The sequence below is a fragment of the Oribacterium sp. KHPX15 genome (genome assembly GCF_900107835.1).
Taxonomy (GTDB): Bacteria; Bacillota; Clostridia; order Lachnospirales; family Lachnospiraceae; genus Oribacterium.
Map to the genome: position 1 here is coordinate 1 of NZ_FNRG01000021.1, position 14,688 is coordinate 14,688.

Here is a 14,688-nt window from a genome sequence, read left to right on the forward strand (position 1 = left end):
GAATCAGGAGAGCCCCCAGTGCCATACGTAGTGGTTTTGCAGGCATTCCACAATCAGAAGGAAACAGATCTGCATACACAGCTTCTATTTCATCCCAGGGAATCATAGCAGCTTTTTTTATCCATTTATTCTCTGGATCAAGTTTTAGACCCATTGGCTGATTGAAATCTCCGAGACTAAACTGATGATTTTGATTTTTCTTATACATGGGATTCTCCGCGAAAAGTGCAAGGTTTTTGAGAAACTATGATGTAATTCCTTGCATCAATTATCTCACGTATAGGCAAAAAAGTCAGCAATTTCAAGGCATTTTAGTTCTTGAGCATACACTATTTAGTTTATGACTGCTTTTCTTCTTTTTCATATAGTTCTCTGTATTCTGCGCAACCGGCCATCAACTCGGAATGTTTGCCTTCGGCAATGATCTGGCCGTCCTTTAAGTATAGAATCCTGTCCGCATTCACGATAGTCGAGAGTCTATGGGCAATGATCATGACTGTACATTGTCCCTTGATCCTGTCAAGTGATTCCCTGATTCTGTCCTGTGTCACATTGTCAAGGGCACTTGTTGCTTCATCAAGTAAGAGAATCTTCGTTTCTCTTAGAAGTGCTCTTGCGATCGCAAGTCTTTGTCTTTGTCCTCCGGACAAACTGATCCCGCCCTCACCAACTACAGTATCGTATTTTTCAGGCTTGGATTCGATTTCCTCATCAATGCAAGCTAACTTAGCAGCTCTTTTCATTTCGTCTTCGGTCATATCCGGTTTAACAATGCGAAGGTTCTCGCGTATGCTCATCTGGAATATGTAAGGTGACTGAGTTACCACACTCATACTTCCCCGAAGAGAATCTCTGTCGAGATCTTTTATGTTTGTCCCATCGATAGTGATCATTCCGGAGAAAGGATCATAGAGTCTGCTGATAAGATTCATGATGGTTGTCTTTCCTGAGCCGCTTCTTCCAACCAACGCTACTGTTTCACCGGGTAATATCTTAAAACTCAGATCATTTAAAACCCATCTGGTAGAGGTTTTCAGTTTTCCAATATTATATGAAAATCTGACATTCCTGAATTCTATTTCACCCTTAAGGTTCTCTTTATGAATATTTCCAAATGACTCTTTCGGGAAAACATTGTTATCCGTAATATCCTGAAGTCTTTCACTGGAAAGATTAAACTGTGTAACAAAATCAAGGATTGTTCCCAAAAGTGTAATTGCCGGTGTACCAAGACTTGTATAATAATTAAATAAAACAAGTGCCGTGGCAACATCCAATTTTCCATCGGAGAGCAAGCATCCTAAAAGGGCAACAAATAAAAGAGCTCCGCTTTCACGTACTAACGAAATAAACAGTTTGTACTTTCTGTTTCCTGCATCCCATTTCATTCTGGAATCATTTGCATTTGTGATACTCTCCTGAAGGTCACTTTCAAACTGCTGCTGTGCGTTTACCAGTTTGATATCCTTACCGCCTCGCACCATTTCGCCAACAATTCCGGTATATCTTTCTGCAAAATTCCTATAAATACGCCCATTTTCATGGGAAACCTTCTGCCGTTTTAATTCCGTAACAATCTGCAAGGATAGTAATATCACAACTGCAAGGAAAACCGGCAGACTGACGATAAACATCGCAGCCAGTATTCCGACATACTGGCAGATTTGGGATATATTATCTGCCAAGGTATTAAAGGCTGTGGCAAGGTTTGAAGTATCAACTGTAAGCCTCTGGATAAAAAGTCCTGTTCCGTTTTCTTCTACTGCCCTGTTCTCAATTCTAAGAACATTTTTGGATATTTCTACTTCAAGCAGAGTCAGTGTTTTATTGTAAACTACATTGTAAGCCCAGTTGCAGCCTGACATTATTGCAGCATTAGCCAGATTAACAACAAATAGTATAAGAGCTGTCCACAATACCTGATATACTGCTTTATCCGTCAGATGGACGATGATCTTTGCACTCAAAACCGGTGCTATGATCAAAAAAACCACACTTACAAGCTGAAGCACCACGGCAAGAGTGAGATATCCTTTGCTCTGCCCGGTATATTTCCAGGTAAAGATAAGATTCTCTCTTAATGAGCCTCTTATTTTAAAGGCATAGGTCAATATATTTCTGCCGATACCTTTTTTCGTATTTTTGTATTGAAAAGAAGGCGCAGAATTCCATTTATGGATGGTTTTGATCAGAACAAGAGAATCGGTCTCTTTTAACGGATTGAATTCGTCTCCTTCAAGTGTTATCCGAACATAAAAAATATCCGATCTCTTTTTCAGGCTAACTGTCAATGCAGCATTTTCCAAAAACACATTTTGATAATCCAGAAGGATTTCTTCCAGGGAAATTCTGAATCGCAGACAGTCATCCTTTGGGACACCTGCCTTTTCCAGTTCTGTAAGCATTTCCGCCAAAAGAGAGTTTATGGAGTTATTATCCAGTGACCATTTATTCTTCATATCATAAACTGCTTAAATATTCATCGAGCTGTCTTTGTGCTTCTTCCCTGACCTTATCAAGCCCGGCAGCTTCCATCTGCCTGGTAATCTCTTCTGCCGCTTCATCTGTATCTGATGTTCCTGTCACCAATTCTGCGCTGTAACTACTCCATATAGCATCAAGCGCAGCAATTTCAGCTTCTACATTTGTTGGATCAAAAGAAAATCCCTTCGTATCGCTGATCCTTGCATGCTTATAACCGTCATATACCTTCTCCCACTGGCCCGGGTCTGCAGGATTATCCTTGTCAGCAGATACTACCGAAGCGCTTATTGCAGGACCTGTAACATAGGCATCCTGCATATAATGTTTATTTCCATCCGCAGTGCGTATTACAGTATCTTCATAATATTCAAAATGTTTCCCCTTAATTCCATAAGCGAGAGTATCTCTGAATTGTCTGTCTGTATACAAAAGTTCCATATATTTAAGGCATGCTTCTGCATTCTTTTCAGACGCTGCAGCATTGATTGCAATAAGCGAACCCTGCTGGGTAGCCCTGGACATGTTGGGACCGATAAAACGAACGAGCTTAACATTAAATCCGTAAGCTTCCGGATCTGACCACCCCATGAATCCTGTCCATGCTGTACCGGTTCGTACCGGTGTCTTTATCGACTTAGGAACCTCTGTAGTTGTAGCCGCATCCGGGTTAATGTAAGAAAGCGCATACCACTTATGAAGAAGTCGCAGCATTCCCATGTATTCCTCATCATCAAAAACAGAGATGATTTTTGTTCCATCAGGAGTCCCTGCCTTACTATATGGTATTACAAGATACTTGGACACAATTCTTTCATGTACCTGGAAAGCGCCTGACAACCCCGTACCCGGAATGTAAAACGGATAATCACCCGGATGATCATCCTTCCACTGCTTGAGATAAGGTTCGAGATCCGCAAAGGTCATTTCCTCCGGGAGAATCATTCCTTTTTCTTTTTCAAAATAGTCACTGTTCATTCGGAAGAATACTTCTGCTCCAAGATCTTTCAGCATCGGTACGCCGTATATCTTTCCATGAAGTGTTCCGATTTCCCACCATGGATCAACAGCTTTATAAAGATCCGGTGCTGTTTTATGAAGCATATCAGTAATGTCATAGTAATATCCCTTGCCGGCATTGCCGTCAAAATCATTGCACCAGTCACAGCTGAAAGTCATGTCATAATACTCTCCTGTCTGTAGATCCAGGTCAAACTGTTCCTCTGACTTATATATCATTTTTACTGTAACACCAATTTTTTCTTTTGATATTTCATTGGCTGCCTTTAGTACCTCCTCAGAGTCATCGGGTGCTGTTCCGTTAGGAGCATATGTCCACCAAATAAGCTCTATGGGCGCATCACCCGGCCCTTTACTATCATCTGTCGGACTTACCTCATTATTCAGGGCATTTCCACATCCTGATACAGCAAAGATCACCAAAAGAACTAATGACATACATAATTTTTTCATTTTTGTCATCGCTCGTCTTTCCTCATATTTAAACGGATATCTCATTCCATCTCTAAACATAAAACTTATCGTTTCCCTTTGTCGTATATCTCTCCCAATGCACGGGGACTGTTGTTATGCTTACTGAAGAATACCAGGAGCAGCAGTGTCACAACGTATGGAATTATCCTTACGATATCATTGTAGGTTGAAGGCATGCCCAATTGCTGGATAAGTGCCTGGCCTCCGCTTCTGGCAAACCCAAATATAAGGCAGGCTTCAAGGGTCGGAAGTATGGACCAGTTGCCGAATATCAGGGCTGCGATGGAAAGATATCCGAAGCCAAGATAAATATCCGGTGAAAAGTTTGCTGTTATTGAATAGGCATAGCTCATACCTGCAATTGCAGAAAGGCCACCGGAGATGATTACGGAGATCAGCCTTATGCGGTTAACATCGATTCCGGCTGCATCTGCTGCATGAGGATTATCACCGCAGGCTCTTAAATGCATTCCAAAGGGAGTTTTATACATCACGTACCACATAATTACGGCAATAATTATAATGATCACTTCAAAGGGATATACATTTCTGAAAAAAGCTCCGATAACCGGGATGCCGGAAATGCCGGGAACGGAAAACCTGATACTTGTTCCAAGGACAAACTTATTGGAAGTCTTGCCAAATATACTTTCATTCAAACGCTTTGTCAGGAAGCTTGTAAGTGCTGCCGCAAGAATATTTACTACTACACCACTGATGACCTGATTGGCTTTAAACTTTATACAGAGAAGCACATGGACCAGCGAAAACAGCATGCCGCCCAATGCTGCAGCAATAAAGGAAATGTAATAAGGCACCTGGGAAGAACCTCCGAACTGCTGCATTAACAGAACTGCGGTAAAGGCTCCGAAGAAAGCTCCGAAACCCTGAAGACCCTCCAGAGCAAGGTTGGTTATACCGCTCTTTTCACTGTATATTCCGCCTATTGCCATTATGAACATGGGAAGTGCAAAAGCAAGACCGTCTATAATAATGTTATCTATCATACTCTCTTCACATCCTTTTTGTCATTTTGCTCCATGCTTATCTTTTCGATATACATCCTGAGGAATTCCGAGCAGGCAGCAAATATCAGTATCACTGAAGTTATAAGGTCAGCTATTTCTATTTCGACTCCCTGCTGTGAGCTCATATATATGGATCCATTGGATATTGCGGTTATCAGGAAGGATGCAAATATACATCCTATGGGGTCACAGCATCCAAGCAGTGCCACGGCTATGGCATTGAAACCCATGCTCGGGACCACTCCCGGACGAATGGAGGCATTGTAACCACAAAAATAGGTGACACCGGCAAGTCCGGCAAGGGCGCCGGAGATGATCATGGCAAGCATCATATTCTTTGAAATACTGATTCCTGCATAGTTTGCAGCCTTTTTCCCAAGGCCTACAGCCTGTATCTCAAATCCGGTGGTTGTTCTGTTGATCAAATACCGGACGAGGATTGCGACTATAATGGCAAGGGGAAAGGCAAGGGGTATACAAAACTTAAGACCAAAGGCTTTGACATTAACAAGTGTAAGTCTTGCTTCATCGGCAATCACTATGCTTTGTCTTGAAGTCGGTTCCAGGAAAAAGGTGTTTATGAAAAATGTAAATATATACATAAGCGTATAATTTATCATAATGGACGAAACCACTTCATTTATATTAAACCTGTACTTAAGCCATCCTATCAGAGCTCCTACCAGCGCACCGGAAACCGCACCTATTATAAGCACCAGTGGTTTAGCCAGGAAGGCAGGAAGTGAGGAATATCCAACAGTTAAAGTTGCGATGAATCCTGCTGTCAGCATCATTCCGGAAACACCGATATTAAACAGTCCGGCTTTTAGGGCAACAGCCACAGCCAGAGCTGCAAATATCATGGGTGTAAGAGTGTCAAGGAAACTCATGAAATCGGTAAACATATTCTGCCGTCCGGCATACTTTTGCTTCATAAGAAGCCCTGAGCCCTGAAGCAGATTACCATATGCTGAAAATGGATTCTTTCCCATGGCTATGAATATTATTGCTCCAACAAAAAGACTTATGATGATTGAAAACAGGGATATTCTGACCATTTGCAGCTTCTCTCCGCCAAGAAGCTTTATAAGTATTTTTTTCATGCGCTCTCACCTCGATTCCCAACACCCATCATAAATCTTCCTACTTCATCTATAGTAAGCTCTGAAGCTTTCGCAATGCGGTTTATTCTTCCGTCAAATATGACTCCGATTGTATCGGCACAATCCATTACCTCATCCAGCTCAAGTGATATGAGTAGTACAGCTGCCCCTCTGTCTCTTTCGGCGATCATCTGCTTATGGATGTTTGAAATGGCACCTATATCAAGACCTCTTGTGGGCTGCATGAATATGATAAGAGGGGTTTGCAGTTCCAGCTCTCTGGCTATGATCGCCTTCTGCTGATTGCCTCCCGACATGGTCCGGACGATGGTATTGATTCCCTTGCTGCTTCTTATGTCATAATCCTTAATAAGCCTCTCTCCGTTTTCTGTCATGGCCTTTAAATCAAGGCGTGAATTATGTGACATTTTGGGACGATAATACTCTTTAAGTGAAAGATTTTTCTTAAGATCAAAACCAAGAACAAGGCCTACATTGTGTCTGTCCTCCGGAATATAAGCTACACCCTCTTCTGTTCGTTTTCTTATGGAATAAGAACTTAAATCTTTTCCGTTAAGGATTATTCTTCCGCTTTTTGTCTTTATTAAACCGGCTATTGCATCCGCCAGTTCATTTTGACCATTTCCGGAAACTCCAGCCAGAGCAAATATCTCTCCCGAGTGAATCTCGAAGGAAACGTCCTTGACTGCCTCATAGCCCACCTCGTTACATACAGTGAGTCCCTCAACCTTGAGTACTACCTCTCCGGGTTTTGCTTCGCTCTTTTCCGAAGTAAAGGAAATATCTCTGCCTACCATAAGTCTTGCCAGCTCTTCGGTAGAAGCTTCCGGAACATTCAGAACATCGATCAGCTTTCCTCTGTTAAGGATGGCACATCTGTCGGCTATGGACTTAATCTCTTCAAGCTTATGAGTGATAATGATGATGGTCTTTCCGCCGTCACGAAGTCCTCTGATTATATCAAGAAGAAATTTTATTTCCTGAGGTGTAAGCACAGCTGTGGGCTCATCAAATATAAGTATTTCCGCATCACGGTACAGCATCTTGAGAATCTCCACCCTCTGCTGGGTAGAAACATTAAGATCACTGATAACTGCCGTCGGATTAACCTTAAGCCCATATTTATCAGAAAGCTCTGCTATGTCCTGATTTGCTTTTTTAATATTCACATGGGGAATGAAGCCCATAAGCTTATCCTGAGGTTCGGCTCCAAGGATGATATTCTCTGCAACGGTATAGTTTGATACAAGTCTGAAATGCTGATGTACCATGCCTATACCAAGCTTTGTTGCGTGACGCGGAGAAACTATATTGACTTTTTCACCGCGTATAAATATCTCCCCCTCATCAGGTTCGTACATACCAAACAGAACACTCATGAGTGTAGATTTGCCGGCTCCGTTTTCTCCCAGAAGAGCATATATCTCCCCTTTTTTAATGCTTATGGATACATCGTCATTTGCAACGAGTCCGGGAAAACGTTTTGTTATATGTTTCATCTCAATTATATATTCGGAATCCATAAAACTTCACTCCTATATCAGTAGCTGTAATGAAAAATCGGACGCGGACTATTTTGTCAGCGTCCGATATCATCGGCCCTATTGGTTTATCAGTCTAACCGAAAGGCAGATGTCTGCTTTGCAGAACGACGACCTGTGGGAGCCCCATCTGTCCGGTTACTCAGCATCCAGTCCTGTGAAATTGTCAGGAGTCATACCATTAAAATTATCGGCGGGAACGATGGTTCCGTTTTTAATGAGTTCATAAGCTTTATTTATCTTCTCAATGGTATCGGCCGAAAGCTGACATCTGGAGGAGTCACTTACGTATCCTACAGAATCCGTATCTGCGCCAAGGATGTAATTACCGCCTTTGAAGGAACCGTCCGAAATTGTCTCAAGAACCCTCTTGTCATTAACTCCCATTACTTTAAGAGCCGAAGTGAGAATTACATTATCATTGCCATTCACACCATCATCATACTGGTCAGTATCACAGCCTATCATATAATCCTTTGCAGAGCTTTCTTTAATGGCTGTGAGAACTCCTGTTCCTGAACCTCCTGCAGCAACGAATATGATATCACAGCCTTCTTTGATAAGGGCATCGCCAACAACCTTGCCATTTGCAGGATCGCCGAAAGAACCTACGTAGTTACCGCCTACATTAGCCCCTGTCATATCGGTACCTGCATATGAAGCCAGTTCAACTATCTCAACATCTGTTCCATAATGCTTATTTGCATAATTAACTCCGCACATAAATCCATACTGATAATTTACGTTTGACGAAACTGCTATTCCATTTACAACTGCAACCTTCTTGGTAACGGTAGATAATGCCGCAGCCATTCCTGCAAGGAAGCCTGCTTCCTGCTCCTTAAATGTCATGGCATAAACATTATCAAGCTCGACTTCCTTTCCATCCGCATCTGAAGGAAAAGTATCGACCAGAATGAATTTTTTATCGGGATTGTCTGCAGCAATCTCGCCGATTCCCGCGAACTGGTAACCGTCGCATACCATTACATCATAATCCACGACAATATCTCCAACAGCTTTTACAGCAGCATCTATAGCTCCTGACTTTTCCTGAACCGGGGTTACCGTTGAACCGGGATGTGCATCAATAAAACTAAGGATTCCATTGTAGTTTTCCTGGTGAAATGAACCATCGTCTACACCGGTCGGAGAAGTTACTATCGCGATCTTAAGTCCTGTTCCCTCTGTTTTGTTTACGTTATCATTAGCCGGTTTTGCACCTCCACCGCAGCCTGTAAGAGCTGCTGCCATTACAATACTCAAAAATACTGAAATAATTCTTTTTTTCATAGCACATCACTTTCTTTATATTATTAATAAGGGGATACAAGAAAATTATACTCTGTATGACCAAAAAATACTACCATTTTGAATATCCCTGATAAGGTTCTCCACTGCAAACCAATCGTATTCCTAAGTCTTTATATCAAATTCATTTACATAGCTCCTCTATGTCCCTGATACAGGTTTTAATGCATTTTTCCCTGTCCGGAGCATCCTTATGTCTGTCAATGTAATCAAGGATTCTGATGCATCCAAATATCCTGGCTCTCTCTGCTGTTTCTTTTACGGTAGCAGGATCTGACCCTTCCATATATATTTCCAAAGTCCTCAAGATTTTCAGGGGATTCGTTTACATAGTCCGCAGCAGAACAGGCATCCAGAAGCTCGTAGACAACGCCATAGCTGTCGCCCACCCTGACAATGTCATAGGAAATCGCCGTGGGTACGCCTTTTACAAAGGCCCATCTTGCCAGTTCCTTCTCCTTCCGGATGTCCTCCATGAGCACGAAGGGACGATATACTTTTACGATGGTATCCTCCGCAATCCGGTAAACCTCACCGTGGGCACCTTCACCAATCTTTGGAGCACCATCGATATTTATCTGTCTTAAATTCTGCTTAATTTCCATTTCAGCACTCCTCTATATGGTTTAGTCGGCGTCAATCAGTACTTGTATAATGACTTTGCAAAAAAAAGGCCCCGGCAACAGCCGGGACCGCATAAGCTTAAATTATTGAATATGTAACTTTAGATTCTTGCCACTCCTGACTTTCTTGCAGCCTCTGCTGTTGCCTTGGCTACGGCATCCTTTACACGTGGGTCAAATGCCTTCGGAAGGATGTAGTCAGCATTGAGCTCCTCATCGGATACAAGGCTTGCGATAGCCTTTGCGGCTGCGATCTTCATCTCATCGTTGATGTCAGATGCGCGAACATCCAGGGCTCCACGGAAGATTCCCGGGAAGCAGAGAACGTTGTTGATCTGGTTAGGGAAGTCTGAACGTCCGGTTGAAACTACTGCTGCGCCGGCTTCCTTTGCCTCATCAGGGAAGATCTCCGGTGTAGGGTTGGCACATGCAAAGATGATAGGATCCTTAGCCATGGTGCGGACCATTTCCTTTGTGAGTGTTCCAGGTGCGGATACGCCGATGAAGCAATCAGCTCCCTTGATAACCTCTGCAAGGGTTCCCTTCTCGTGGTTAAAGTTTGTGATCTTTGCCATCTCCTGCTTGATAGGATTGAGGTCTTCTCTTCCCTCATAGATGGCACCCTTACGGTCTGTCATGATAACGTTCTTGAGTCCCATAGCCATAAGAAGCTTAATGATGGCGATTCCGGCAGCACCTGCACCGGAAGTTACGATCTTGATATCCTCGATCTTCTTTCCTACTACCTTAAGTGCATTCATAAGACCTGCAAGAGTGATAACTGCTGTTCCGTGCTGATCATCATGGAATATAGGAATATCGGAAACTTCCTTAAGCTTCTTCTCGATCTCGAAACATCTCGGAGCGGAAATATCCTCAAGGTTGATTCCGCCGAAGGAACCGAGAAGCATCTCTATTGTATGAACGATCTCATCAGGATCCTTGGAACGAACGCAGAGAGGAATAGCATCCACATCGCCGAACGCTTTGAAAAGTACACACTTTCCTTCCATAACCGGCATACCTGCTTCAGGTCCGATGTCGCCAAGACCCAGAACTGCGGTTCCGTCTGTTACAACGGCAACTGTGTTCCATCTTCTGGTAAGCTCATAAGACTTGTTAACATCCTTCTGGATCTCAAGACAAGGCTGAGCAACGCCCGGTGTATATGCGATAGATAGTGCTTCGGAAGAATCAACTGCCGCTCTTGAAACAACCTCTATCTTGCCCTTCCACTCATAATGCTTCTCCAATGATACCTTTGCGTAATCCATAATTTTTTCTCCTTTTATTTTGTATTAGAATAGTCTGCATTAACTTGAGACCATGCCTTCCCGGCTATTATTTTCAAACCATCTTCTCCGGCCTAACCGTTTCGTCATATTGCTCTCCGGTTAAGAAACCGATAGAAAGAACAGCTTCACGAAGTGTTGTATTCTCTTCAAATGCCTTATGTGCGCATTTTGCTGCATTCTCATAGCCGATCACAGGGCTTAAGCAGGTTACAAGCATAAGGGAATTTTTGAGATTCTCCTCCATTTTGTCTTTCTTTGCCTTTATGCCTGACGCACAGTTCTTGTCAAAAGAAACTATACCATCTGCAAGGAGCCTGATGGACTGCATCATGTTATAGGCGAGCACCGGCATGAAGACATTAAGCTCGAAGTTACCCTGGGATGCACCGATGCCTATGGTGGCATCATTGCCCATAACCTGGATGGCAACCATGGTCATGGCCTCACACTGTGTAGGGTTAACCTTGCCCGGCATGATGGAGCTTCCCGGCTCGTTCTCAGGTATGCTTATCTCACCGAGACCGCAGCGGGGTCCGTTGGCAAGCCATCTTACATCATTGGCGATCTTCATAAGATTTGCGGCAAGTCCCTTTAAAGCACCGCTTACGTAAACATATCCGTCCTTTGAAGTTAGTGCATGGAACTTGTTCTCGCTTGGCTTGAATTCCTGTCCGGTTATAGATGAAATCTCTTCACAGCATATCCTGTCAAAACCCTCGGGACAGTTAAGACCTGTTCCTACGGCAGTTCCGCCTATGGCAAGCTTTCTGAGATGTGCTGAAGCCTCTAGGATCTGAGACTTTGACTCCTCAAGCATTCCTCTCCAGCCTGAAATTTCCTGGCTGAACCTGAGGGGTACCGCATCCTGAAGATGTGTGCGGCCGATCTTAATGATGTCTTCATTTTCCTTTTCAAGACGCTTGAAGGTTTCTATAAGCGTGTCCACAGCCGGAATCAGATTCTCGTGTATGGCGATAACTGCAGCCATGTTCATGGCGGTGGGGAAAGTGTCATTGGAAGACTGGGACATATTTACATGGTCATTTGGATGAATGCTTACCTCCGGATGATCATGCACCGCAACATGGGCTATGACTTCATTCATGTTCATGTTGGACTGGGTGCCGGAACCTGTCTGCCATACCTTAAGTGGAAACTCCTCCGGATATTTGTTATCCATGATATCTTCGCAGGCTCCTATGATAGCTTCCGCTTTATCCTTAGCAAGCTTTCCAAGCTTCAGATTAGCACCTGCTGCCGCAGACTTAAGCACTGCAAATGCAAAAATAACCTCTCTCGGTATAGTTTCTGTACCTATACGGAAGTTCTCAAGAGAACGCTCAGTCTGGGCTCCCCAGAAATGATCCGCCGGAACCTTTACTTCTCCCATTGTGTCATGCTCGATCCTGTATTCCATATTTGCCACCTCATTTTTTTACTTCCATGCGAAATTCGAAATCTGATTTTGTGTTCCATAGTCAAATCCCGAAAAACAACACTCACATCATAACATGATGTGAGCGTCAAAGTCGACATCTAATCATTTTGTGGGTAGCTTTCTGCAGAGAACCTGCACGATAAGAACCGTCCCCAGTGGGTTATGCTCTAGGCGTAGCTGTGTACTCCCGGAAGCAGGGTATTCACACCGATATATGTAAATATTACGCATATAAAGCCTATGATGGAAAACCAGGCAGCCCGTTTCTCTTTCCATCCGCTTCTGAGTCTCAGATGAAGATAGATAAAATAGATAAACCAGGTAACCAAAGACCAGGTTTCCTTCGGATCCCAGGACCAGTAGCTTCCCCAGGCATTTTCTGCCCAGATAGCTCCGGAGATCATGCAGAAACTAAGGAATAAAACGCCTAGACTTACAGCTCTGTAGCTTATGAGGTCAAGCTTCTCACCGGAGGGCACGTGTTGCTCAAAAAAAGCATTGGCAACTGATCTTGTACGAAGAAGATACATGATAGAAATGGCAAAGGAAACTCCAAAGGCACCATAGGCTATGATGGCAGTGGATACGTGGAATCCCAGCCAATTGCTCCTGAGTGATGGCATGAGCTCATGTACCTCTTTACTCTGCATTGCGGCATAACCTATCATCAGAAATATCACAGGAACGGAGAAGGTAGCCAATGCCTGAAACTTGTATTTGTATATAAAAATGATGGACACAAAGCATAAACCCCAGGCAAATGCAGACGCAAACTCATACTGGTTGGTGAGGGGAAGTCTTCCTGCATTTATACCTCTTATAAGCATCACAACAGTATGGAGAAGGAAGCCTGTAATCAAAGTTCCGTTTCCTAACTTTGTGACCTTAAGGTTTTTGAACACAAAGAAAACAAAAAAGAGGATCATGCTGACAAAATATAAAAGCATGGCCACCGTAAACAAGTTGTTTTCTAAATTAAAAAGTGTTTCACTTTTCATAGTTATTTCCTTTCAACTTCGCCTTAACTCTGTCAGCAAAAAGAATTCCGCTCTTACCGCCGCTTCCAAAGACCAAATATCCATCACCCTCCTGTTTCAACCATATTTTCTCCGGCTGAACATACAGAGAAAGGAATAATCCCAAAAGAAGAACCACACCACCCAAAAGTACAAAATAAGTGAAACTGTCCTTTTTGATCTGGATAAGCGTATAGTTTCTCGGGTTGTCAAATGTCACGGTATATTCGTCTATGGTCAGCTCTTCACCTTCCATAAGTGTGTTCATCCCAAGTACCGAACCCTGGAAATAAACAATATACAGATAAGCAGGATTATTGAGTTTGGAGCTCAGGGTCAAGGGACCCTTTTCTCTGTCGTAATGATAATCGGGATAAAATGCCATGAATCCGATCTGCAGATCCGTTTTATCAGATACAGTCACATAATTCCCTGCTTCTACCGCTTCTTCCTGGAGAAGCTCGCCGTTTTCAAGTATGTGCATGTCTGCAGCCCATCCAGTGGAATTCTGAAAGAACTTCATTCCAAACAATGATGCAGGAGCATTGACAGAAACACTGGCACTTTCCTTTGCACCCGTTGCTGCATTTCGAACTGTGATATCCGAGGTGTACTGTTCCACCGTATCATCAGCTCTCAGACCGATGTTAAAATCATCAATCTGAAGAATATAATCCGTATCTCCAATCTGTTTTGCATCTCCCGGTAGGCCATAAACGGTATACTCCACTTTAGTCATCTGCCCAAAAGAAAAACCCAGTATCAAAAGAAGCACTCCTATGTGAGTGATAAGCGGGCCTAAAAGTCCTGCCTTATGTCTGACTCCAACTATATAACTCTGCTTTGTTTCGGTTTGCTTTGTTTCGGATTGCTTTGTTCCGGATTGCCTCGAAAAACCCAGACTTTTCAGAAATGCCTCCGGGTCTTTTGAAAGTCTTCCGATATAGTGCGGACTGCTCTCTACTGAGACATTGTTTGAAATGCTGTTTTCATCCGGAAGATCTCCGAAGCTCTTCCACCTTTTTATAAGTGCCGGTGTCCTTAATATGGAGCAGGTAAAGAGATTGAGGCACAGGATGACAGTAAATGCCACGAACCACCAGCTGTGAAAAACATCGTCAAGACTCAGTGCCATTATCAGCCCCGCTGTTCTGTCGCCATATTGCTGCTGGTATAACTTCATGATCTGACCTTGTGGTATCACAGAACCTATGACACATCCGATGATCAAAAGTCCCAGTAAGACCAGGGCAAGCTTCATGGACGAAATGAATTTGTAGAATTTTTTAAAACCGTTCATATCCCATCCCCAAATTTTTGCATACATAAGTCCTACG

Annotated in this window: 11 protein-coding genes and 1 pseudogene; all 12 read right to left on the minus strand. The window is 43.2% G+C overall.

The features are described 5' to 3' along the window. Positions 1-208, minus strand: a pseudogene (locus tag BLV86_RS12145) (IS5/IS1182 family transposase); the annotation flags it as partial. A 130-nt stretch (positions 209-338) separates the two neighbouring features. Further along, complete coding sequence (locus BLV86_RS12150; protein ID WP_090817759.1) at positions 339-2,459, minus strand: ABC transporter ATP-binding protein; 2,121 nt, start codon at positions 2,457-2,459, stop codon at positions 339-341. 1 nt (position 2,460) lies between these two features. Continuing rightward, complete coding sequence (locus BLV86_RS12155; RefSeq protein WP_175456537.1) at positions 2,461-3,963, minus strand: ABC transporter substrate-binding protein; 1,503 nt, start codon at positions 3,961-3,963, stop codon at positions 2,461-2,463. Positions 3,964-4,019: 56 nt separating this feature from the next. Continuing rightward, positions 4,020-4,982: an ABC transporter permease gene (locus BLV86_RS12160; RefSeq protein ID WP_242873300.1), complete on the minus strand. Its 963-nt coding sequence runs from the start codon at positions 4,980-4,982 to the stop codon at positions 4,020-4,022. Beyond that, a complete protein-coding gene (locus BLV86_RS12165; protein ID WP_090817764.1) occupies positions 4,979-6,106 on the minus strand; it encodes an ABC transporter permease in 1,128 nt (375 codons plus the stop codon). The genes BLV86_RS12160 and BLV86_RS12165 overlap by 4 nt, the downstream gene beginning before the upstream one ends. After that, positions 6,103-7,650 (minus strand): ABC transporter ATP-binding protein, encoded by a 1,548-nt coding sequence (locus BLV86_RS12170; RefSeq protein ID WP_090817767.1) that lies wholly within the window; start codon positions 7,648-7,650, stop codon positions 6,103-6,105. The genes BLV86_RS12165 and BLV86_RS12170 overlap by 4 nt, the downstream gene beginning before the upstream one ends. Before the next feature lie 156 nt (positions 7,651-7,806). Next, positions 7,807-8,961 carry a BMP family lipoprotein gene (locus tag BLV86_RS12175; protein WP_090817770.1) on the minus strand — a complete coding sequence of 385 codons (1,155 nt, stop codon included), beginning with the start codon at positions 8,959-8,961 and terminating at the stop codon, positions 7,807-7,809. 227 nt (positions 8,962-9,188) lie between these two features. Next, complete coding sequence (locus BLV86_RS12180; RefSeq protein ID WP_090817773.1) at positions 9,189-9,584, minus strand: hypothetical protein; 396 nt, start codon at positions 9,582-9,584, stop codon at positions 9,189-9,191. 119 nt (positions 9,585-9,703) lie between these two features. Beyond that, positions 9,704-10,876 (minus strand): NAD(P)-dependent malic enzyme, encoded by a 1,173-nt coding sequence (locus BLV86_RS12185; RefSeq protein ID WP_090817776.1) that lies wholly within the window; start codon positions 10,874-10,876, stop codon positions 9,704-9,706. 73 nt (positions 10,877-10,949) lie between these two features. Next, entirely contained in the window at positions 10,950-12,314 is a 1,365-nt protein-coding gene (gene fumC, locus BLV86_RS12190; protein ID WP_090817779.1) for a class II fumarate hydratase, read from the minus strand. A 188-nt stretch (positions 12,315-12,502) separates the two neighbouring features. Continuing rightward, positions 12,503-13,333 (minus strand): c-type cytochrome biogenesis protein CcsB, encoded by an 831-nt coding sequence (gene ccsB / locus BLV86_RS12195; RefSeq protein WP_029201294.1) that lies wholly within the window; start codon positions 13,331-13,333, stop codon positions 12,503-12,505. Then, on the minus strand, positions 13,323-14,651 hold the full coding sequence (locus BLV86_RS12200) for a cytochrome c biogenesis ResB family protein (protein ID WP_175456538.1): 1,329 nt from the start codon (positions 14,649-14,651) through the stop codon (positions 13,323-13,325). The genes ccsB and BLV86_RS12200 overlap by 11 nt, the downstream gene beginning before the upstream one ends. Between the last annotated feature and the right edge of the window lie 37 nt (positions 14,652-14,688).